The organism is Paenibacillus xylanexedens (assembly GCF_017874615.1).
GTDB classification, from domain to species: domain Bacteria; phylum Bacillota; class Bacilli; order Paenibacillales; family Paenibacillaceae; genus Paenibacillus; species Paenibacillus xylanexedens.
In genome coordinates this window covers 15450-37253 of sequence record NZ_JAGIKV010000036.1, presented here as the reverse complement: position 1 = coordinate 37253, position 21804 = coordinate 15450, and the positions used below count along the sequence as shown (strand labels likewise).

General features: G+C 45.7%; 19 protein-coding genes. All 19 read right to left on the bottom strand.

Annotated features, from left to right (window positions below; translation table 11 throughout):
* Window positions 1-32: 32 nt before the first annotated feature.
* A complete protein-coding gene (gene csrA, locus J2Z28_RS29250; RefSeq protein WP_024631614.1) occupies window positions 33-278 on the bottom strand; it encodes a carbon storage regulator CsrA in 246 nt (81 codons plus the stop codon).
* Window position 279: 1 nt separating this feature from the next.
* The gene (gene fliW, locus J2Z28_RS29245) at window positions 280-693 is read right to left on the bottom strand and encodes a flagellar assembly protein FliW (RefSeq protein ID WP_342357564.1); all 414 of its coding nucleotides are present in this window, start codon (window positions 691-693) and stop codon (window positions 280-282) included.
* 111 nt (window positions 694-804) lie between these two features.
* On the bottom strand, window positions 805-1374 hold the full coding sequence (locus J2Z28_RS29240; protein WP_211085532.1) for a DUF6470 family protein: 570 nt from the start codon (window positions 1372-1374) through the stop codon (window positions 805-807).
* Window positions 1375-1392: 18 nt separating this feature from the next.
* Window positions 1393-2313 carry a flagellar hook-associated protein FlgL gene (gene flgL, locus J2Z28_RS29235; RefSeq protein WP_211085531.1) on the bottom strand — a complete coding sequence of 307 codons (921 nt, stop codon included), beginning with the start codon at window positions 2311-2313 and terminating at the stop codon, window positions 1393-1395.
* 24 nt (window positions 2314-2337) lie between these two features.
* On the bottom strand, window positions 2338-3894 hold the full coding sequence (gene flgK / locus J2Z28_RS29230; RefSeq protein WP_211085530.1) for a flagellar hook-associated protein FlgK: 1557 nt from the start codon (window positions 3892-3894) through the stop codon (window positions 2338-2340).
* Between the two features lie 19 nt (window positions 3895-3913).
* Window positions 3914-4417 carry a flagellar protein FlgN gene (locus tag J2Z28_RS29225; protein WP_211085529.1) on the bottom strand — a complete coding sequence of 168 codons (504 nt, stop codon included), beginning with the start codon at window positions 4415-4417 and terminating at the stop codon, window positions 3914-3916.
* 11 nt (window positions 4418-4428) lie between these two features.
* Window positions 4429-4713, bottom strand: coding sequence for a flagellar biosynthesis anti-sigma factor FlgM (flgM, locus tag J2Z28_RS29220; protein WP_047840678.1), 285 nt, complete (start codon window positions 4711-4713; stop codon window positions 4429-4431).
* Between the two features lie 175 nt (window positions 4714-4888).
* Window positions 4889-5296 carry a TIGR03826 family flagellar region protein gene (locus J2Z28_RS29215; RefSeq protein ID WP_211085528.1) on the bottom strand — a complete coding sequence of 136 codons (408 nt, stop codon included), beginning with the start codon at window positions 5294-5296 and terminating at the stop codon, window positions 4889-4891.
* Window positions 5297-5539: 243 nt separating this feature from the next.
* A complete protein-coding gene (locus J2Z28_RS29210; RefSeq protein WP_244988599.1) occupies window positions 5540-6436 on the bottom strand; it encodes a ComFC family protein in 897 nt (298 codons plus the stop codon).
* 64 nt (window positions 6437-6500) lie between these two features.
* Window positions 6501-8387, bottom strand: coding sequence for a helicase-related protein (locus J2Z28_RS29205; protein ID WP_211085527.1), 1887 nt, complete (start codon window positions 8385-8387; stop codon window positions 6501-6503).
* Window positions 8388-8843: 456 nt separating this feature from the next.
* Window positions 8844-9221, bottom strand: coding sequence for a hypothetical protein (locus J2Z28_RS29200; protein WP_036612497.1), 378 nt, complete (start codon window positions 9219-9221; stop codon window positions 8844-8846).
* 357 nt (window positions 9222-9578) lie between these two features.
* Entirely contained in the window at window positions 9579-10301 is a 723-nt protein-coding gene (locus tag J2Z28_RS29195; RefSeq protein WP_026081439.1) for a response regulator transcription factor, read from the bottom strand.
* 7 nt (window positions 10302-10308) lie between these two features.
* The gene (locus J2Z28_RS29190; protein ID WP_036612500.1) at window positions 10309-11469 is read right to left on the bottom strand and encodes a sensor histidine kinase; all 1161 of its coding nucleotides are present in this window, start codon (window positions 11467-11469) and stop codon (window positions 10309-10311) included.
* A gap of 47 nt (window positions 11470-11516) precedes the next feature.
* Window positions 11517-14240, bottom strand: coding sequence for a stalk domain-containing protein (locus J2Z28_RS29185; protein ID WP_211085540.1), 2724 nt, complete (start codon window positions 14238-14240; stop codon window positions 11517-11519).
* A gap of 226 nt (window positions 14241-14466) precedes the next feature.
* The gene (locus J2Z28_RS29180; protein ID WP_211085526.1) at window positions 14467-15069 is read right to left on the bottom strand and encodes a hypothetical protein; all 603 of its coding nucleotides are present in this window, start codon (window positions 15067-15069) and stop codon (window positions 14467-14469) included.
* Between the two features lie 54 nt (window positions 15070-15123).
* Window positions 15124-15693, bottom strand: a complete 570-nt coding sequence (locus J2Z28_RS29175; protein WP_211085525.1) for a stalk domain-containing protein — start codon at window positions 15691-15693, stop codon at window positions 15124-15126.
* 117 nt (window positions 15694-15810) lie between these two features.
* Window positions 15811-19593 (bottom strand): S-layer homology domain-containing protein, encoded by a 3783-nt coding sequence (locus J2Z28_RS29170; protein ID WP_211085524.1) that lies wholly within the window; start codon window positions 19591-19593, stop codon window positions 15811-15813.
* 296 nt (window positions 19594-19889) lie between these two features.
* A complete protein-coding gene (gene metK / locus J2Z28_RS29165; RefSeq protein WP_211085523.1) occupies window positions 19890-21092 on the bottom strand; it encodes a methionine adenosyltransferase in 1203 nt (400 codons plus the stop codon).
* 255 nt (window positions 21093-21347) lie between these two features.
* On the bottom strand, window positions 21348-21620 hold the full coding sequence (locus J2Z28_RS29160) for an alpha/beta-type small acid-soluble spore protein (RefSeq protein ID WP_017691962.1): 273 nt from the start codon (window positions 21618-21620) through the stop codon (window positions 21348-21350).
* Window positions 21621-21804: the final 184 nt, after the last annotated feature.

Here is a 21804-nt window from a genome sequence, read left to right as displayed (position 1 = left end):
AGAAGAACAGTTAATAGTAAATTGGAATATTTTTATTTTTTTTTGTTTTCAATGCCTTGAAGCAACTCCATAAAAGCAGCGACACTAGGAGCATCAGGTTTTGCAGACTCTCGATTAGCCTCCTGAATAGAGGCATATACCTCTTTCCGAAAGATATCAATGTGCTTGGGGGCGGAGATGCCAATCCGTACCGTGTCACCTTCCACTGCCAATACAGTAACCTCAATATTATCTTGAATGATAATAGATTCTCCCTTTTTACGTGACAATACTAACATTTCAGACCCCCTCCTTCGCTGAAGTCGATTCTTCTGTCCATATGAGATGTTTAGTCACATAACCTGTTTGCTGAAGAACGACTTGCTTGCCTACCCGATGTGCAGGATTTATTATAACAGGGGCCAAGAGATTCATCGTTGATTTTGTCACATCTGAATGTATAGTGACTATGGAATAAACAGCTACATCTTCTTCGATTTTGAGTTCTTCTTTATCTTCTTCACTCAATTCAAAACTATAATCCTGCTTAAACTCAAATGGACTGACTACCAAGAAAGAGAGCTCTTTCTCTGTTAATGATTGTAAGTAACTAAATGGTGTGTCTTCCCAAGGGATTAGTGCAAAACTAGTTTCGTTTTCAAAACCAGGCAGACCTCTTGGAAATTGATATGTGCTGTTTTCATCTACTTCAATTTTTCCCCATGTACTTGTCTCAATAAAAATAATAAACGCCTCCTTGGCGATGATTTTATAGAAAAAAGCTATAGCGGGGTATTATAACCGTCTATAGCTCTACATTATATATTATAATCCCATATCAATCGTAGGCGGAGTATATTGTATAGAAGCATATTGCTGCACATAAATATCCAACTTACCACGTTGATATTCAATCTCTGGCTTGTTCACATTTACATTCATCTCGGATTCCGCTGCTTCAAAGCGAATGTCTGGTGCTTGCGTAAACACACGTACATCCACATTATCAGAGGAAGCTGCCGTGCGTGTCTCAGGAAACGGTTTAGCTTGCCAATTCGTTCCTACAATATTGGCAATCGTATTGCCTGGTTTGTGGATGGCTGCCATATCATTTCCTTGTTGCACACGCTCAGCCATATTCTGCATGAATAATTGCTGAATACCCGAATATATTCGGGCATTCATATCGATCATATTCCCACCATGATAGGCAGAAAAAGCTTTGGATTGATCCACATTCAGCTCTATTGCATGGCTTTGCACCGTTAATTTACTAGGCTTGGTATGGAGTTGGACCTCCGCCTTCGGCTGACGAATCGAATACTGACCAATGTCCGCATCGATATGTAATAGCGTGGGCGTTGTGTGTATTTGTACCACTGGAAGAGTATTCATCAGATGATCTCTCCTTTGTTATCTAAGAAAATCAACTAATGACTGAGATATAATTTTAGCACCAGCAGAAAGTGAAGCATTATATATGTTTTCCTGGATTTTAGACTTGATTGATAACTCAGCGTAATCTGCATCCTCAACCTTTGCTTGCAAATCCGTTAAGTTCACTTCAAGATCACTTAATCGACCTTGCATGAGTTCGACGCGATTGGTTTTCGCCCCGATTTCTGCACGAATCCCAAGCATCTTGTTTGTTCGAGTATCAATGTTTGCAAGCTGATTCGACACTTCTTTTTGATCACCACTGGCGAGAGCCTGACTAATCGTATTAAAGATTACAAATAGATTATCGGCTTCCGTAGAATCACCAAACACTTCATTACCGGTTACGTTAATTGGTAATTGGATACTCTCACCCACGATAAAATTAATTTTACCCGAATCAGTAACGACGGAAGCAGCATTAGTTGTATCGAACGAACCGTCAGCACTGGTAGGAAAATCATAAGGTTTCACATCGTAGGTTTCACCATTAAATACATACTTCCCATTCAACGTGCTGTTTGAAATATCAACAAGTTGTGCTTTTAATTGCTTTACTTCTTCATTGATACTATCTAGTGCAGATTGCGGGTTAGTCCCCGTAGCCGCCTGCACCGTCAGTTCTCTCAACCGCTGAACCACGCTGCCTGCTTGATCCATAACGGTATCATTAAAATCCAACCATGATACCGCGCTATCCACATTTTTTTGATACTGCTCATTGGAAGAAAGTTCTCCACGATAACGAAGGGAGTACGTAATCCCTACCGGATCGTCAGACGGTTTGTTGATCTTCCGTCCCGTTGCCAATTGAGTTTGTGTACTATTCATCTGTTGTGCATTCCGGTTCAAGTTAAGAATCAATTGCGAGCTCAACATATTATTCGTAATTCTCATCGTCTGTTATGTCACTCCTTTCTATTATCTGCCTACTACGCCGGTAGAGTTAATTAATTTTTCGAGCAATTGGTCATATGTGGTCATAAAACGTGCAGAAGCACTATAAGCATGCTGAAATTTAATCATGTTGGCCATCTCTTCATCCAAGGAAACACCACTGACCGATTGACGGCGAGTGTCCACTTGTTCTACGAGAAACTCAGAATTGGACGTTTGACGTGCCGCTTCCTGAGATTGAACACCCAACTGTCCAACGATTGCACTAAACTGAGCACCAATCGTTGCATTACGCAATCCATCAACGGATTTCATTGGAGTATCCTTCAAATTAGCCAGTAGATTAGCCAGTGTATTGTTACCTTTAATCACCGATTCTGCTCCTGAAGAATCCGTAGTGGTTCGGAGCGAAGTTGCAATCTTATTCGGATCAGCCAAGATTTCAGCATTCAATGAAATATTACCAGCTGTAATCGCTGTTCCACCACCCGCTGCTGTAAAGAAAGGTAACCCTGGCGAATTGGTTCCGTCCATACTATATCCAAGCTGATGCAATCCGTTTAGGCCTTTGACTGTAACCTTCAGATCAGTTGCCAGTGTCCGTGCTGCACCTGTGTATGTAACACCATCCAGGACAGTATTATCCGGCAAGACAGAGCCCGCAGGAAGGGTGATCTCGATATCCCCATTAGCAAGCGTATTAGCTAAGTCGTCCATTTGCTTCTGATAATCAGTCACCAAAGTGTCTCTGGACTTGATCATACCGTGGACCTCGCCGTTAGTGAGCGTACCTGCTGTATAAGCAGCATTCAGAAAAGCAGGATCTACCGCTACTTGTACCGCACCGCCAGTGACGAGTGCCTGTCCATTCATCTGAACCTGATATCCTTGCGGAGAATCCGTAACTGTAACATTCATGATTTTGGACAACTTGTCCGTCATCAGATCACGTTGGTCACGTAAATCGTTGGCATTGTCGCCAAGAGACTCGACTTTTACAATAGCGCTATTAAGGTTCGCAATGTTACCAAGGTAGCCCTGAATTTCATTGCTTTTCACAGCAATGTTACTATCCAGATCCTCGCTAAGTGCATCCAGTTGACGGCTAATCTGATTCATCGCATCCGTAAGAGCAAGGGTTGTTTCTTTGACGATCCGCCGTGCTGTGACATCCTCAGGATTTTTACTCAGATCTGACCATGATTTGTAGAAATTATCCATAACGGTTCGAAAACCAGTGTTTGATGGTTCATTTACAATAGCTTCAAGTTTCTCAAGAGTATCTCGTTGAATGGACCAACTCCCGAAGTTGGTGTTTTCATTGCGATACTGGTCATCCAGGAATTTCTCACGCACACGTGTAATAGAGTCAAATTCTACCCCTGTACCAAGCTGTCCTGGTGTTGTGCTATGCAGAAAGGCGAACGGCTCCATTGGAATAGATGCCTGCATGTTTACCTTTTGGCGTGAGTAGCCTTCCGTGTTGGCATTGGCTATGTTATGGCCTGTTGTGCTAAGAGCTGTCGTCTGTGTGAACAAACTGCGTTTAGCCGTTTCGATTGAATGAAATGTAGATGTCACCTGGTTTCCCCCTAATTAATCAGGCACGCGTGTCAAACAGACCGATTCGCCCTGGATTACCGTTCTTATCAGCAGGATGCTGATATGTGGCATCCTGTTCTGGTCGAGAAGCAAAGATGTCCATTGAAAGATCAATAAACATCAAGGATTGCTCGATCAGCATTTGATTCAGTTGATTAATTTCTTTTAACTCCTGCAGTGTTCCCGCCAGCTTCTTCTGGACTTCAAGCAATCGCAGTTTGTCAGCCGGATCAAAAATCAGCTTCGAGATCTCGGTGATATTCAGGTTCAGCATGGACTTGATGCCCCGCTCCTGAAGCAATTCGTGAACTGCGCTCTGCCGTTCAATCTCCAATGGCTCCTGTTGTTTCATGAAACGAGATTCTTTGTTGAGGAGGGCAATGAGTTCATCCACATCGTTTTTGACAATGACCTGTCTCTTGACCTCGCTGAGTGCCAGCATATCGCGGTGACTTTGTTCCATTTGCTGCAAAACTGCAATTAATCTGTCCAGTGCTGCCATTACGTGATCACCTATTCCTTATCAAAAGACTTAAAATACGGTAGCAACTTATCAGCAAGCTTGCTGCTGTCTACCTGATACGTTCCCGAACTGACCTGTTCTTTCAGTTCCTGTATCCGCTGTATGCGTCCTGCATCTTGCGTACGACTTTGTTCCTCAAGCATCTTCATCGCCTCCGGAGAAATGGATACCTCGTCCTTACGGCGGCTCTTCTTGGCATCAGCCTGCTGATTGGATTCAACGTTCCTTTGATATGAATTGATGGCGCCAATTCTACTCGGTTCATTGATTTTCATTTAAAATGCACTTCCTTCCATGATTAGGAGTTTATGTTGATATACGTTTTTCTTACTTTAATCTTTATGTTGTCAAAATGATTAGGATAATAAAAAAAACCGATAATCTTTAATAAGTTTATCGGTACGTTTCAAAACATTTGTTATAGCAAAACATGTATTTGAGCCCTCGCTCCTATGAATCGCGTAGTTTGTCGACAGCATTGTAGGTTCGTCCGCCTAAATTGTTGTTATCCTTCTGACCTACTTCACGAGCTGCTCCTGCCAAGTCTTTCGTTAAACGATTGCGGCAAGAGTCACACATATGACCTTCACGAATCAATGTTCCGCATACTTCACAAGGATACATCATATTCGGGGCATTCTCGATGGAAATTCGTCCCTCACGGATGAACTTGGTAATGTGTTTAATCGAAACTTCCGTTGCATCGGATAGCTCCTGTATGTTGGTGCCCTTGTTTTCGCGCAAATAATCTACACAGATCTGATATTCCTTCTCTATTTCCTTAATACAGTTTGAACATACATCTCGAAAATTCAACGCATATAATTTACCACAGCGAGGACAATTACCTAGATTCATCGCTAAAACGCCCCTCTCAAACTTCCATTTCCGAATAGATAATAATTATACATTACCTTATTTTCTCTGATGAAGCCATAGTCTATTTACAAAGCAAAAAAGGGGAACAGGATGCACATATACGAAATCCCTTTCATGGCCATTTTGCTTATAATATCGCTCCAATCTCCTCCCGCGGAGCATACTATTCGTACATTAATAATAAAATTTATTCCATAAATATATTAAAAGCCCATTTATTAATTAGGATCTTGCCAGTGTCAGAGTGTAAAGCTCGACCGGAATCCCCATGTAGAAGCCAGCATTTAGAATAACCCGCCCACAAGCATCCAAGGTGCTACCTGTTGTGTATATATCATCGATCAGCAGTAACTGTATGGATTTGGCGTGCGATATGCCCATATGTGTTGGCAGATGAGATGCCCTGTATAGCTCTTCAATTAACTGCATGCCATCCGGGCTGATGGAAAAAGCATTCTTCATCGTTTCAATTCGCTCACCGCGTGATTTAAAGCTTTGTTTGGTGGTGTTGATCTGGCGCTGCAACAGATCAACAATGGGTAGGCGGCAGGCGGTGGCGAGCCCGGCAGCCAGCCGCTCCGCCTGATTGAAGCCACGCTCGGCCAGGCGCTCGCCGCTCACCGGGACATAGGTGACCGCGTCAGGCCGCCATTGCGGCTTCGTTTGTTGAGCAGGCGTGGCGATATGAGCCACGGGGGCTGGGGGTTCTTTTGCCAAAGCAGAATTCTGCTCCTCTCTCATCGCTTGAAAGGCTTGAATCAACAGCGCGGTTAGGAGCGGTGCGTATCTTTCATGGCCTCTGAATTTGTACATGCCTATCCATTCTTTCATAAGAGGGTTGTATTGTACGGCGCTGCGGTTGGAGATAAAAGAACGGTTTTGCATGTGTGGACGAGCACAGTCGGGGCATCCGACACCCCGACCACAACGCAGGCAACGGATGGAACGAATCCATGGGATCTGTTTCACACAACGTGGGCATATGCCTGAATAAGTTGAAGACAGAATCGCTCGAGTGCCACATGTTAAACAAGTCGCTCCCGGCGGGGCGAGCAGGTGATGAAGACGTCCGGTCAGGTGCTGCGCATAATCGGTTATGTTGCTGAGCCAGTTGAACATAGGGGCATACCTCCAGTCTCGGGAATGTATTGTGATATGTGGATACGAACTGGGCAGATGACAATTATGTCTTGGATGGTGGATGCAGGTAGCCTTTGCGACGAGCGATGGTGTTCATTTTCCGAATCTGGGCAACGGCCTTCACCTGTGAACGTGTCCGATTAGATGATGCAAAAACCACTCTACCCGCCGGGTCATCCATGGAACGCCCTGCTCTTCCCGCCATCTGGACCAGTGACGCTTCATCAAAGAGACTATTGTCTGCATCCAATATAAAAACATCACTGCGCGGAATGGTCACGCCACGCTCCAGAATTGTTGTCGTTACGAGCAAACGAATTTTGCGTTCACGAAAGGCTGTAACTTTGCTAGCGCGATCAGGGTCCTGAGATGAAGTTCCTTCGATATGGATTCCGGGAAAGGTACGACGCATTAGATTCACAAACGCCTCAATCTGGGCAATGCGTGTTACAAAGACAAATACCTGGGCGTCACGCTTCAATGAAATTTGGATGTTAGTCCTCAAGGCAGAAGGAAAATTTCGTTTCTTAATACATTCAGCAACGGTAACCATCTTGACCAATCTTGGAACGGGCAAAGGATGACGGTGGAAACGTACTGGAACTTTGGCATGATTGAGTTTCCCCCGTGCTGCTTCCCTCTGAAGCCGAGCAGGCGGTGTGGCAGATAGATAGACAAAATTCCCGTCTGGTTTACAGGAAGATGCCGCCGCGTGAGCGAGCATGGGATCGTTGTGATAAGGGAAAGCATCCAGTTCGTCGATGATGACGAGATCAAACCCCTGATAAAAACGCATCAGTTGATGTGTGGTCGCAAGCGTGAGCTGAGCGTCTTTCCAGCGTTCGTCACTGCCTCCGTATAGGGTAGCGATCGAAGTGTCCGGAAAAGCTTTAGCTAGACGCGGAGCCAGTTCCAGCACCACATCCCTGCGCGGCGTAGCGACCAAAGCTCGTCTGCCACGATCCAATGTATGTTGGAGCAGTGGGAATATCATCTCGGTCTTGCCGGCCCCGGTCACGGCCCACAGCAAGAACCGCCCCGGCCCATCCCCTGCGGGTGGGCGGGCCAAAAACGCAAGCGCCGCGGCTGCTGCCGCGCTCTGCGCTGCGCTAAGCCCCCACCGGGCGAGCCCGCCGCCGGTGGGGGCCAAGGCCGTGCCACGCGGTGCTTCGCCGCGTGGCACGGCCCCGTGCACTGCACTGCGTAGCAGCAGCGCACAAGCACGGCTGCGCCCCAGCGCGAGGCAGGCCTCGCAGTAGGCGCACGCCGCCAGGCCGCAGGCAGCGCAGGGCACGCGCTGCCTGGCTTCGCTGCCACAACGGTGGCAGCGGGGCGCGCTCCGCGCGCGTCCAAGCCACGCGTGCCGACGGCGCGTGGCAGGCCCTTCGAGGGCGGCTGTGATACCCAGCCGCCCGTGCAAGCGCGCGAGCTGCGCAGCCGCGCGCCACTCCTTTGGCGGCTGGGCGGTATCCGCCAGCAACGCCTCCGCCTCGGCCGCCAGTAATTGGCGGCCGCTGATCCGCTCAGCCAGCAGGGCCGCGTCCCGCTCCAGCTGAGCCCACTGCCCGGCGGGATACGGCTCTGGCATCCCGCCTACCAACGCACCACGCACAGCGGAACTCCCCGCTTTGCCCGCTATACCTTTTCTGGCCTCTGTTTCCCCTGAGGCCAGTTCATACATATCCAGCTTCCGTGCAAGATAACTCTGCCATTCGCGCTGGCCCCACTGATCCATACCTCGCTCCATCTCATAATGTTCAACCAACCAGGATGCCTGACTTAACGGCAACGCCTTATCTAACAACAACCAGCGCAGCACATTTCGCCCACTTCCCTCCTTGAGCCACCAAGCCACATCCACTCGAATGTCGAGGGACAAGATCATACTCCACCCTTCCCCTACACGGCACACATATAAGGCAACCTTCATTTACTCTCCTCCCCCATCGCACATTCTCCGAACGCAAAAAAAGCACATGCCAACCCGGCTATTCGCCGGAGCATGTGCTTCATGTCCATATTCCATCTTCTTATGATCAATCTTACTTATCACTATACCAATTGAATCTCTACATCACAACATTAGTCACACAACATGATCCATCATAAAATTCTGCTAATAACCAGAATCTTTCTCTAAAATTGCGAAACTTTTTCCAATCTGAATCGTCTATACTTTTAAATTAAGAGTTCTGACTTCGAAAAGTTTATTTTAGTGCTCATGGATTCGCCAGAACCCAGACAATAACCATAGATTGCATAAAAACCCATTTTTAATTTAAAAGCAGACTTGGCTACAATTACAAAAAAAGACTACAGCTTCTGCTGTAATCTTTTCACTGTAGATCTGCGAAATGTTAATCCCATTTCCCGCTCACATCATGATTTATTGCTCTGACTCACGCAAATCAATCAGTCGAAACGTGTGATCGGTCTGTGCTACCCGTTCAATATCAGCAGGGACAGCAGGCAGATAAGATGTCTCCATGCCTTGCCTTTGCATAAGCTTTTCAATAATCGTAATCGTTTCCGCTTCTGTACGATCAGCGACAACTGTTAATCTGAAGCTCTTACCACGGTATAATAATTCCCGGCAAAGTTCTCTTACAATGCCTTCGATCCGCCCTGCCTGATTGGAAGGGATGAGCAGAATCTGCTCGAAACCTTCAGATTCCGGACGGGAAAGATGGCGCTGGTGCATGGCATGAACGGCCATTGCCGCCAGGAAGTATATGAGCAGAATCATAGTCAGATGAGCAACCATGGCAACTGCACCTCCTCGGAAGGTCATGCTCACCCATGGCGAACATCCCTGTATACAACAAGTATATGCTGTACTTCCTGAAGGGTTACACTTGCATTTCCTATCACTCATATTCCACGCTGATCGACACCGGACGAAGAAAGACAGGCCAGGTCATTCATTCACGCCTAAGCTTGAACATATGTTCCGCACAACCTTATACTTTGCTAATTTGCAGTGATAAAGTCCATTAACCCGCAGACCAATCCAACATTGTGGAAAGGGCGCGAGTGAACACCAATCTATACTCCGTCTAGGTTGAATCAACCAATGGACTGACTTACCGTAAGAATACTGCTTTACGAAAAACATAAGGTATTAGAGCGTAACCCAACCATATTTGATCGAATTGATAACGGCTTGTGTACGGTCATCCACTTCCATCTTCTGCAGAATACTGCTGACATGGTTTTTTACTGTTTTTTCACTGATGAACAGGAATTCACCAATCATTTTATTGCTCTTACCTTCTGCCATCAAGCGAAGTACTTCAGCCTCACGACGTGTGAGCGGGTTATTGTCGCCAGCGACAAATTTAACACCTGCTTCTTTCGAAGCTCCTTCACTCATTGCCCCTGTCTCATTAAGGTACGTCATACGACGCAGTTGCATGATCAGTTTGCCTGTTACTTTCGGATGAATGAACGCATGTCCTTCATGCACGGAACGAATCGCATTGATCAGAGACTCGGCCTCCATATCCTTCAGCAAATATCCGTTAGCCCCTTTACGAAGCGTCTCAAATACATAACTTTCATCATCATGAATGGACAAGATAATTACTTTGACATCAGGGAACAGCTCACGCAATTTCTCCGTTGCTTCAACCCCATTTTCGATTGGCATGTTGATATCCATCAATACGATATCAGGTTTATCCTGATTGCAGAATTCGAGCACTTGGATACCATCGCCGCATTCGCCGATGACCTCAATGTCGTCCTCCATATTTAAAATGCGTTTCAGTCCCTCACGGAAAAGCTGATGATCATCAGCCAAAAGAACTTTAATCGATGCTTTCCCAGTATCACGGTTTTCCATCATCCTGCTACTCCTTTCCCTTATCCACGTTTGTCGGGATATGAATCACTATTTTGGTTCCTTGATTTTCTCCGGATTCAATCTCTATTCTTCCTTCTAACAGTTCAACCCGTTCTCTCATCCCAATCAGACCGAAGTGGGTATGATCCTTGCTTTTCTTGGCAAGAAGCTCCGGTTTGAACCCAAGCCCATTGTCCTGAACGACAATTTTGACGAGCTGAGCCTGGTATGTAATTTCCACTACAACATAAGTGGGATAAGCATGCTTTGCAGCATTCGACAGACCTTCCTGCACGAGACGGTAGATCGCTGCCTCCATCGCGGAAGATAAACGGTGTTCCTTACCTCTTGTTTCAAAAAGCGACCGGATTTTCGTTTTTACCTCAAAATCCTGCACATACTTCCGAAGCGTTGGAATCAGTCCCAGATCATCCAGTGCCATAGGACGCAGATTGAAAATAACTTTTCTCATTTCTTCAAGACTGGAACGAACCTGGCCTTTCAAATCTACTATTTCGGCCTGGACCATCTTAAAATCCTGCTTAATGAGCATTCTTTCTACAATTTCCGTCCTAAGCACTAGATTGGCGAGCATCTGGGCAGGCCCGTCATGAATCTCACGAGCAATACGTTTCCGCTCTTCTTCCTGGGCCAAAATTATTTTCAAACCAATCATTTGTCGATTTTTGGCATTTTCGATGATCCGGGTCACTTGACCCAGTTCACCCGACAGGTACTCCAACACAACGCCCATTTGCGAACCGATGGTCTCGGCACGCTCCACAGAAGCTTCCACATTTTTGGCACGCTTCTGCAGATCATCCCGACGAGCCTTCAGATACATTTCCTTCTCACGATAAATCATCAGATCCAGCTGCAGCTGTGTTGCTTTCTCATACGCCTGCTTGATATCATGTTCGGAATAACGGACAAAGTCACGGCTAACCTCAGTCAGCCGGATCCGGGAACGGCGGTAGTTAAGCTCCAACTGATCTACTTTCTCGATCGTTTCCGCCGTCTCCTTCAACACCGACTTCAACTCTTCGTTGAGCGTTTTCAGCTCATCGCGAGTCGAGTCCATGATTTCGAACATTTGATATTTGCTGTTTTCCATGACTTGTATGGCGTTTTTAATGACGCGGTCTATGGCATCGGCTTGTAAATCCACGTTTGTTCGACTCCATTTCTATCGTTTCCGGTATATATCATACCATATCACGATGAGATGGTAACGGTCTTCGTTTTCTGTTCCCATTTTACAGTCAGACCAAGTTGCTCGGAAACGAGTCTAAGTGGGACTAAAGTCCTACCACCCGTTACGTATGGTGCAACAGTTGCGCTCTGCCTTTTACCATTCAGAATGAATTCTTTCTGCCCTACAACCAGATCAATCAGCTTGCCACCACGTAATACTGTGATTCGCTGATTTTTGCTATCCCAGCTTGCCTGACCACCAAAAGCGTCCAAAACATGCTTGATTGGCACATACGTTGTACCATTTTTAAGGACCGGTGCTGCATCAATCGCTTTTTTCGTTCCGTTCACCGTCATCGATTTCTGTCCAAGCACAAGTGAAGCTATACTCGTAGGCAATCCAACTTCACTGGACTTGGAAGGCATCGTGAATGCGATATTGTCAAAAGCAACCGTACCTGATTTCGCACGCTCATCCTGACCTTCTTCCACGTTCACCACATAGACCCGCTTCAGCTTCGCCGGATAGGCGATGTTCAGTCCGTTCAGGTCCACGCTCAGCTTCTTCCACCCGTCCCAGTCAATCGCCTTGGCGAGATCGGCATATACCGTTTTGCCATTGGCATCCGTGAATTCGGCACGTAACCAGTTCAGGCTTTTATCTCCCATAACATCCATCGACATTGATGTAGCTGCAGCAGATACCTCTCTACCGGTAGAGCCATTCAGTTGTGCATAAGCGTACATTTTTCCTGTTCCAGCAGTCATATCATAACCAAGTTGCAGCACATTGGAGCCGGCTTTCTCACCAGTTCCTGCTGTAACGGTTGCCGAACCAGTTACACCCGCTGCGTTCGTGGTGAAGTTGACCGGATAATTCACATTTTCGAAGTTCTCCCAGATCGTTTCACTTGCAGAAGCCGAGAGTACCACGACTGTGCTGTAACCATCATAACGTCCAATCGCATATCCTACTTGTGCACCGGAATTGACGGAAGATACGGTTAATTGGTCAGCAGTAACTTTACCTTTGAATCCGATAAATTCCCATGTCAGCGAGTCTGCCGGAACCGTCACACTTTGTCCGCTCTTCGTTGTCGCCGTTACAGGAATCGACATCGTTGTACCTGCTTTGAGCGAACCGAGACCCGATCCTGCTGTCAGGGAAGCCAACTCACTTCCACCCAGTACCGATACTTTAATGGAGGATGAAGCTCCATTGCTCGTTGCCGTCAGCGTTGCTGTACCTGGCTTCACGCCTTTGATCGTGCCGTTGCTAACACTCACGATGCCGTTGTTGCTGGACTTCCAGGACATGCTGATATCGCCTGTTGCGATTGGGTTGTAGTAGGTGTCATATCCTTTGGCTGTGTACTTGCCCTCTTGTCCCACTAGCAACGTTTGACTGCCACTCACGGCAAAGCCCTTCAGTTTACCTACAGGAGCCGTAGAGAACACACCCAGCGTGTTTACAACCTGACGTTGCTCGGTGCCATACTCTGTGTTGAACGTCAGACCAGCGGTTTGCTCACCTAGCGGACGTGTTACCATCGTTGTGGAGCCGCCTCCGTCCAGGTTCATGCCTTTCCAGACACCCACACTGGTCATAAAGGATTGCAGTTCCGTCAGTGACATCCCGCTGCTGTTACTGTTTTTCTCCGCGGCGATGATGTAGACATACCGACCATCCTGGGAGTACCCTACTGCCGTTCTTGCACGAATGCCACCGATACCGGAAGATGCGATATCACGGGAAAAGGATGCTGCCTTTCCACCGTTCACCAAAATGGTGTGACCACCTATCATCATCTCCAGATTACTTGGATCGACCGATTCCCCGGTTGTTTTAGCTTTCAGTTTGTAATCCGCATCCAAGGTTTGCCCAACGGACAGATGGCTCATGATCCATGTCGCCGCTGTTCCATGCGCACGCAAAATGTACCCATCCTGCGGCACCGTCATGTTAAGCGCTTTTTTATCCGAGATTTGGGTAATTACTCCGTTCTGCACGAGAACCTCTGTCGGCGTTGTGGAAGGGTCATTCGGACGCTTGGTGGAGGTCCATGCCGGTGTATAAATATACATCGAGTTGGCATGACTATACTTCACCGCACCCGACTCTACCGTATAATCCTCTTTATTTATCCCACGCAAAGCAAAGGTTGAACCATCCTGCGCCTTCACGGTCCCATCAAATGAATACTCGTCGATCATCGGTTTGCCATCCTTGGTCACCGTGAGGGCATACATGCCTGACAGCTCAGAAGGTGTGGAGACCAGCACGCCATCGGAGACCTGTCCACCAATAGGCGCGAGTTCTCCGGATACATTGAAGTAATCACCGTTCACAGCAGCTACTGCACCATTTTCCTTAGCCATAGCACCTGTGCTCTGTTTGCTGTTCAGATTACCGCCCTTGCCTGTCATTACATCCAGCTTCACATACGGGTTCTGCAGATCCACCTGGATGACATCCGCCAGTACGTTGACCTTGGAACCGGAACGTGTTGTTGTATATCTGTATTTCATGAGCTTCGCACCCGAAGTCAGAATTTCTTCACTCAACTTGCTTGTATTGGTAGATGCTGCTGCGGCCACCGATTGCCACGAAGTCCCTGACCACATCTGCCCGCCTGCGCTCATCACCGGTGCAATCCAGATCACACCCGCCAGCGTCACAATCGCCCATTTCTTCACCTTACTGCCCTTAACGTCTTCCAGCTGTTTCTCATGTTTCCCCAGCATGTCTGAAACGTCTCTCCCATCTTGTATATCAATCTTAGACATCACGAACACTGCCAAGTAGGCAGCCGATAGCGAGATCTCTAGTATACTCTTCTATTAATAGACTGCTTTTTGTGGAAAAAGTTACGCCCATAGCTAACTTTGAGGATATTCTTGGCAAAAAAAACCCATGCACGGCATTAACTGCGCACCTGGGTTCTACCTGAATAATGATTTATGTTGAATCCTATTCTAATTCTGGAAAAAACATTTCGGGAAACTCTCTATTGGTTTCCTCGTAGTTAGCATCAATGTTAAATTCATCACTATAATTCCAGTGCCCATTGGCATAATCAAGATAGATTAATGCGTTATATTCAGAACTATGCTGCTCTATCTTCTCTGAAACACTACTCCATTGCATCGTAGCATGGACAACAGCTTGCTTCTCCCCAAGGAACACGACTCGTTCATTAGACATATGATACGTAGTGTCTCCATACTCAAAAGAAGCTCTTGTAATGTGCTCCCATGTCCTCCATTCATCAACTGCATTTGCGTTAATCCGTTCAATATCAAATGGCGAAGTATATTTATACGTTAAATCAAAATCTTTCTGATTATATGCTCTATAATATGTCTTTAAGTCAGATAGGACTCTTTGTTGCTCATCATTAAAATTCTCTTTTACTATATTTACAGATTTATCGATATCTTCTGGAAGCGCAGTATTACTGGAAAGATATCGATCCTGAAGTATTTTCCACTGATTGTTCTCCTTTATAATTCGAAATACGACCTCATGTTGGTCATTTATTACCTGATTATTATGAATATAAGTAACGTACAATAATGCCTGGTTCGCAGATTCGTATGTAATGCTTGTTATATCAACATTGTAGATTCAATCAGGGATTTCTCTTTCTTGGGGTGCAATCCAACTCTCAGTCAGATAAAATCTCTGCATATGTTTAGAAGCTAGTAGTTTTACAGTAAATGCTCTATCATATGTTGTTATCAAATCAAGTATCTCTTTCTCTTGACCATACCCATACTCTACCATCCAAGCCGTGTTCGACTTTTGATCATACTTAACCGAGTGCTTGGTTAACCAGGCGGCATAACGGATAGGTAAAAAGAATTTTCCATCAATTTGAATACCCGGCCTTTGTAATTCGTAATAATCTCCCGATCCACTAATGTAACCATCATCCGGTAGGAAGATAAATTTTGATTTCCCGATCTTAACTGAAATCTCTCGATCTACCACTGAGTAATCCGCTTGGTACCCCATTAGTTGAATAAACTCTCGAAATGGAACATACACCGTTCCTGATTTTGTCATCAGTTTAATGTCTGTAGGCTTTTCATTAACGTACAGTTGTATGGATTCTTTATTATTTTGAGCATAAGCCAGTGATGGTATAGATACTAACCCCAGAACGAGGACAAATACTAGCATTTTTTTAAGCAAATTTACACCCTCTATCCATGAAATTTATGACTTTATAATATAAAAAAGCGAAACCAACCAGTTGAACTTATTCCCCTGATCGATTTCGCTTCACTAAGATAAAAGAGCTAATTACTATTATAGATATCCTAATTTGTCCAAAACCCGTTTCAACATGACTGCTGCCTGTGCACGAGTTGCATTTCCCTGAGGTTCAAATGTTCTGGCTGTCATGCCTTGAATGATTCCCTCCTGCACCGCTTTGGCAACAGAATCCTTAGACTGGATTTTGTTGCTGTCCTTGAACTTGGATAGAGTGGTAGCAGCGGAAGATTGAAGAGAGACTGTTTTCCCACCGTAATTCATCGCACGTACCATCATAAGCGCCATCTGCTCACGCGTAATGGGGCGATCCGGCTTAAACGTACCATCGGTATTCCCCGTAATGATCCCCGCTTCAGCGGCAGCCCCGATATAGGCACTTGTCATACTTCCACTGCGAACGTCCCTGAAACGACTCGCTGCAGTTGGTTCTCCATTTAAACCCAGACCTCTGGCGACCAATTCAGCGAATTCTGCACGTGATATATTCTCATTTGGTCGATAGTAAGAACCATTTGGTGCATTAATAATCCATTTGGCAGAGAGTTCCTTAATAACTGCACTAGCCCAGTGTGATGTGGTGTCCGGATAATTAACAATATGGTTGACCGGAACTACCGATTGATTCCCATTCAGTTGTCCTTGGACAACTACACTTCCTGGTGTATTTTTAAACGAGCTAGGTACGTTTGATAACATGAAGGTAACCGGATCAATATAAGTGAATCCAGATGTTACTGTAGAAGTACCTACTGGTAATTGCATGGATAACTGACTTTTCACTTTCTGCTCCACACGTTGATCGGTCGTACCATTACTGGCAAACAGGTACACATCCGTATAATTCGCAAGTTTCTGTGCTCCTGCACCTGCAATCAAGCCTTCCATCGTCCCCGATGAAGACACAGGTACCGTCTCTAACTGAACGTATAAGGATGGAACCGCTGCTCCTGTCGTTGTACTTGTGTTTGACGTTCCTACACTCCGACTCATAGCCGCCATATCTAAATTAGACAGTGGCACCGTCCAGAGAAGATCGCCATATTTCACACCAATAGTGCCTGTGCGATAACTTGTAGCAATCTGAGTCAGTGCATTTAATGGGAATCCAACATACGCAGCCGATTCACTGTCCGGAATCTCAAATACCACCGGCTGAGTCAATTTCCCGTTTGCTCCATCGTATTCAAAGGACTGAATCAACTTGGTTGCATCCACGTTGAATTGACGAGTCGGCCGATTATAGTGGGACATCGCAGATACAGCAGAAGCCGTAGTATTATTCATCACAAGTAAAGACTGACCATAGCTCGCTGCATCCAATTCCGACAACCAGGAAGGACGGTTTCCCGACTGATTATTGTTCGAACTATTATTCGTCTGTTGTAACGTAAGTGGACCAAATGCTGTTATCGTGACATTCGACGCATCCCGTAACGGCACTGCCCCAGGTACATAACTCACCGTTCCCGTCTGAGTAGCTGTCGATGTTACTGCTGAAGTATCCACTTTCAACGTCACCACAGAGCCAGAAGCTGAAGCAGACAATACAGTTGTGGTTGAATTACCAATCACTACACTGAACTGAGATGCTGTTAGTGCAGCCTGGGACTGGATTGAATCACGGAAATTAATTTGAACCGTGTCTTCCTGAAGCGTAGCCGAAAGGATTTTGCCATTTCCATATGTGTACGTTACTGGAGTCAGATTGAGATATCCTGCTGGGTTATTGTTCAGATCCGTTAATCGCAATGCTCCAGGTACATATGATAACGATATATTTTGTGTATCCTTCACCGCTGAAGCCAGCGTTAACGTAACCAGATCATTTTCGATCTCGGAATCATTAACGAAGACTGGCTTGCCATCGACCAGAACTGAATATTGGCTGTTGAGCGGTTTATTCGTCGTGCTCAGTGGTTCATTGTAACGCATCCATAACTTGTTACCACTCACCTCAGCACTCTTAAACTCAGGTGGTTTGGTATCAATTGAATTGCGGACATAGAAGCCGCTGAATCCAGCAAGAGCCTGTCCACGTGTATCTTTAACAGGCCATGAACCTGGCGTGTATGCAACCCGAACGACTTCACCATCCGTAATGGATCGACTAAGATTCAACGTCACCACAGAGCTGCCATTGATCGATATGCTATTGATGCCTACAGCATACTGATCCGCAGTTACACTGAATTGTCTTGCTGCATCACTTGAAGTAATATATACCGTCTCAGGGTAGTACAACGTAATTGTACTGTAATACACGTTACCTTCCCGCGGCTTGGACATGACAGAATCTAAACCATTCTCCACATCTCTTGCGCCAAAAGCAGCCGCAGCATTGGAAGACTGATCTGTAAGACGATTACCTGTAGTACCGGGTGCATATGCGATCCGCACAACCTGTCCTACCGCTACACCCGTATCCAAGACAACATATACACTGTCACCTGAGATATAAGTGGAGCTGACATTCCTCTTTTCACCATTTACAGTTACAGCATAGGTACTACTCAGCGAATTAGTGCTGTACAGCCACTCATCATACGTCAGGCGAATGGTGTTATTGCTATGCATCTTAGCATTCTTCAACACAGGTGCAGTTGTATCTGCACTTAATGTTTTAAAGGCCCATGATGTAGACCCATTAAGACCTGTAAATGTATTTCCTGCTTTATCACGAAACGTATTGGCTGGAATGTCTACCACATAATTCGTGTTGCTATCCAATGCGTTCGCAGGTGTAATCAGCAATTGTCTATTGTTTGCACTATTAATGACTGTCTTAGATGCAACAATTGCCCCATTTGCTTTTTTGAGCGTTACATTCTGAATGTAATTCGGATCAAGTTCTTTGTTAAACGTAACTGTTAAATTTCCCGTTAAGGGTGCATTGGTAGTACCGTTTGTGGGAGATACAGTAGATACCATAAGGGACGTTGGATCGGATATGACATTGAATCCCCAAACATTCCCACTAATTGCACTGATATCATTCTCATTTCTATCCCTCAAAAAACCTTCTGGCATTACGATGTAATATGTAGTGTTGTTGTTCCAGTTATTCGTGGGAACGATCGTAATCGTATTTGTTCCAAAACCTGTAATTCGAGGTGTTCCTGCGTTTACTGGAATCTGCTCAAATACAGTACCACCAACTCTTCCCTGATAAATAATGAGATTCCCTCTACCTGCGGTTACCGGCTTATCGAAAGTCATCACTACCTTAGTTGAAGGAGATACCATTGCTGCGTTATCAGGAATTCTACTCACAAGCGAAGTTGAGCCTAGTCCCAGAGTGCTAAAGGTCCACTCTTTGTTAGTCAGTCCCGGAAATGGAGTATTGTCCGCGTAAACAAATGATTTATTATCTATCTCTACGTAGTATGTTGCTCCCGGTAGATCCTTGCCCAGTGTAATCGTCACTCGTAGGCCAGTAGCTGGTACAGATGTGCTGTCCCCCGCATCGGGTGTCGTTGGGTCTGTAATCGGTGGTGTGGGATCAATCACAACTTGGTCACTGGATACCAGTACCGAACCCATCGTTGTATTATCATCCAAGCGCTTAATCAAGATTGAACTTTGTGTACCCGTTGCCTTCTGAACAGGTTTATCAAAATCAATAACGAATGGTACTGAACTATCCACATTCGTTCCTTTCACGGCAGGAACAGTATTCGTTATTCCATTTGCACTTAATTCATTGGCCGCATATGCTTCCTGCTCGACTCCACTCCAACCCGTAAGCCAACCTTGAGCCGTCAGCATAACAATTAAGATTCCGAGCATGCCTTTTCTTGCAATTCTCTTCAATTCCACTGATCTTCCCCCTTATCTGAATTTCTTCTCTTGTCTGATGTACAGACCTCATTATGTATTTCGGTTAGAGAAGGGATTTCATTTAGTTATTTGGGTATATATTCCACAATTTTCATTTTGTCTATGACAAGCAATGTAATAAGAATAAGCGTCGTGATTTCAGGAAAAGGGATATGTGAGGGAACATTCGCTGAAAAAGATAATCAAGGCAGCCATATCAATAGAAGCACAAAAAAACCCTTAATTCCTTATCGGAACCAAGGGCCTCATTGAATGATCCACATAACGTTAGCTAATTACAGACCTGCTTGAGCTTTCAAAAGGTCTACTTTGTCGACTTGCTCCCAAGGTACATCCAGGTCTGTACGGCCGAAGTGACCGTAAGCAGCGGTTTGTTTGTAAATTGGGCGACGCAGATCCAGCATACGGATAATGCCAGCCGGACGAAGATCAAAGTTGTTACGCACAAGCTCAACCAATTTCTCTTCGCTGACTTTGCCAGTTCCGTATGTATCCACGTTGATCGATACCGGGTTGGCTACACCAATCGCGTAAGCGAGCTGGATTTCAACTTTGTCTGCAAGTCCTGCAGCTACAAGGTTTTTCGCTACGTAACGAGCCGCATATGCTGCAGAGCGGTCTACTTTAGTTGGATCTTTACCAGAGAACGCACCACCGCCGTGACGTGCATAACCGCCGTAAGTATCTACGATGATTTTACGTCCAGTGAGGCCTGCATCTCCCTGAGGTCCGCCAATAACGAAACGTCCTGTTGGATTGATGAAATATTTAGTCTGCTCATCCAGCAATTCAGCTGGAACGACAGGCAAGATTACATGTTCTTTGATGTCTTTTTGGATCTGCTCCAGCGTAGTCTCTTCAGCGTGCTGAGTAGACACAACGATTGTATCCACACGTACCGGCTTATCACCGTCGTATTCAATCGTTACTTGCGTTTTACCATCTGGACGAAGATATTCCAATGTACCGTTCTTACGCACTTCCGCCAGACGGCGTGCGATACGGTGGGACAATGCGATTGGCAAAGGCATAAGTTCCGGTGTTTCGTTCGTTGCAAAACCGAACATCAGACCTTGGTCACCTGCACCAATGTTTTCTGTCTCACGAGCCATTTGTTCCGGGTCACGGTTCTCAAACGCTGCGTTAACGCCTTGGGCAATATCAGCAGACTGCTCATTCAAAGAAGTCAGAACTGCACAAGTGTTATAATCAAAACCGAACTGGGCATTGGTGTACCCAATTTCCTTAATGGTATTACGAACGATGGACGGAATGTCCACATATTCAGACGCTGAGCTAATCTCACCGATAACAAGCACAAGGCCTGTGGCTACAGAAACTTCGCACGCTACACGAGCATTAGGATCATTCAACAGGAACGCGTCCAAAACGGCGTCTGAGATCTGATCGCAGATTTTATCCGGATGTCCTTCGGTTACAGACTCCGATGTAAATAGATGCCGGCCTTTAACAGACATGAAGTTTCAACCTCCCATAACTAGTAGTATGGCGATTGCCCGAACAAAACATGACAGCGATTCGTTCACTGTACCCTCGAAGCTTTCCAAAATGGAATAAGGACGCAGGGTCCGCAGTACCGAAGATAAGGATTTTTCAGGTAATTGCCTCAAACGAAAATCAACCTTTCCCTAGTGGAAAAGGTTGCATACCTCAAGTGCCATCTTAACGTATTTGTCAAGACGTGTCAAACGAAATGGGGTAAGGAAAATGCCCTATAAGTGCTGTTCTGCCTGGCGAATTAGCCTTTTGGTGATCTCTCCACCAACCGATCCATTCTCGCGGGAAGTCAGATGTCCCCACCCTTTGTATTGCCCATAGGAATGATCACTTACTTCACCCAGTTCAGATCCAAATTCTGTATCCGCACCAGCTAAACCTCTGCCACCATAACCTACATTGAGACCAAACTCTGCAGCAATCTCATACTTCATCTGATCCAGCATTTGACGACTTTCGGGTACCACTTTGCGATTGCTTCTAGCCATGATTCCTGCACCTCCATTAATTGATTGTCAACAGTTATAGAGTGAGCAGGAACAAGGCTGGCTAGCCGTATTAATGTTTGTTAGAACTGGTTGACACTCCCACCCCTAAGGAGCAAGGTCAATAACTTGACTGGGATTCTTAGCTAGCTTAACGTCCTCAATTCATTTCTGTTTTGGACAAATG

Coding starts and splice junctions, on each gene's coding strand:
- flgM (WP_047840678.1), bottom strand. CDS start 4,713: ATGAAAATCAATGAACCGAGTAGAATTGGCGCCATCAATTCATATCAA.
- J2Z28_RS29160 (WP_017691962.1), bottom strand. CDS start 21,620: ATGGCTAGAAGCAATCGCAAAGTGGTACCCGAAAGTCGTCAAATGCTG.
- metK (WP_211085523.1), bottom strand. CDS start 21,092: ATGTCTGTTAAAGGCCGGCATCTATTTACATCGGAGTCTGTAACCGAA.
- J2Z28_RS29240 (WP_211085532.1), bottom strand. CDS start 1,374: ATGAATACTCTTCCAGTGGTACAAATACACACAACGCCCACGCTATTA.
- J2Z28_RS29200 (WP_036612497.1), bottom strand. CDS start 9,221: ATGGTTGCTCATCTGACTATGATTCTGCTCATATACTTCCTGGCGGCA.
- J2Z28_RS29210 (WP_244988599.1), bottom strand. CDS start 6,436: ATGTTCAACTGGCTCAGCAACATAACCGATTATGCGCAGCACCTGACC.
- J2Z28_RS29205 (WP_211085527.1), bottom strand. CDS start 8,387: ATGAAGGTTGCCTTATATGTGTGCCGTGTAGGGGAAGGGTGGAGTATG.
- J2Z28_RS29225 (WP_211085529.1), bottom strand. CDS start 4,417: ATGGCAGCACTGGACAGATTAATTGCAGTTTTGCAGCAAATGGAACAA.
- J2Z28_RS29185 (WP_211085540.1), bottom strand. CDS start 14,240: ATGCTGGGGAAACATGAGAAACAGCTGGAAGACGTTAAGGGCAGTAAG.
- flgL (WP_211085531.1), bottom strand. CDS start 2,313: ATGAGAATTACGAATAATATGTTGAGCTCGCAATTGATTCTTAACTTG.
- csrA (WP_024631614.1), bottom strand. CDS start 278: ATGTTAGTATTGTCACGTAAAAAGGGAGAATCTATTATCATTCAAGAT.
- J2Z28_RS29195 (WP_026081439.1), bottom strand. CDS start 10,301: ATGGAAAACCGTGATACTGGGAAAGCATCGATTAAAGTTCTTTTGGCT.
- J2Z28_RS29215 (WP_211085528.1), bottom strand. CDS start 5,296: ATGAATCTAGGTAATTGTCCTCGCTGTGGTAAATTATATGCGTTGAAT.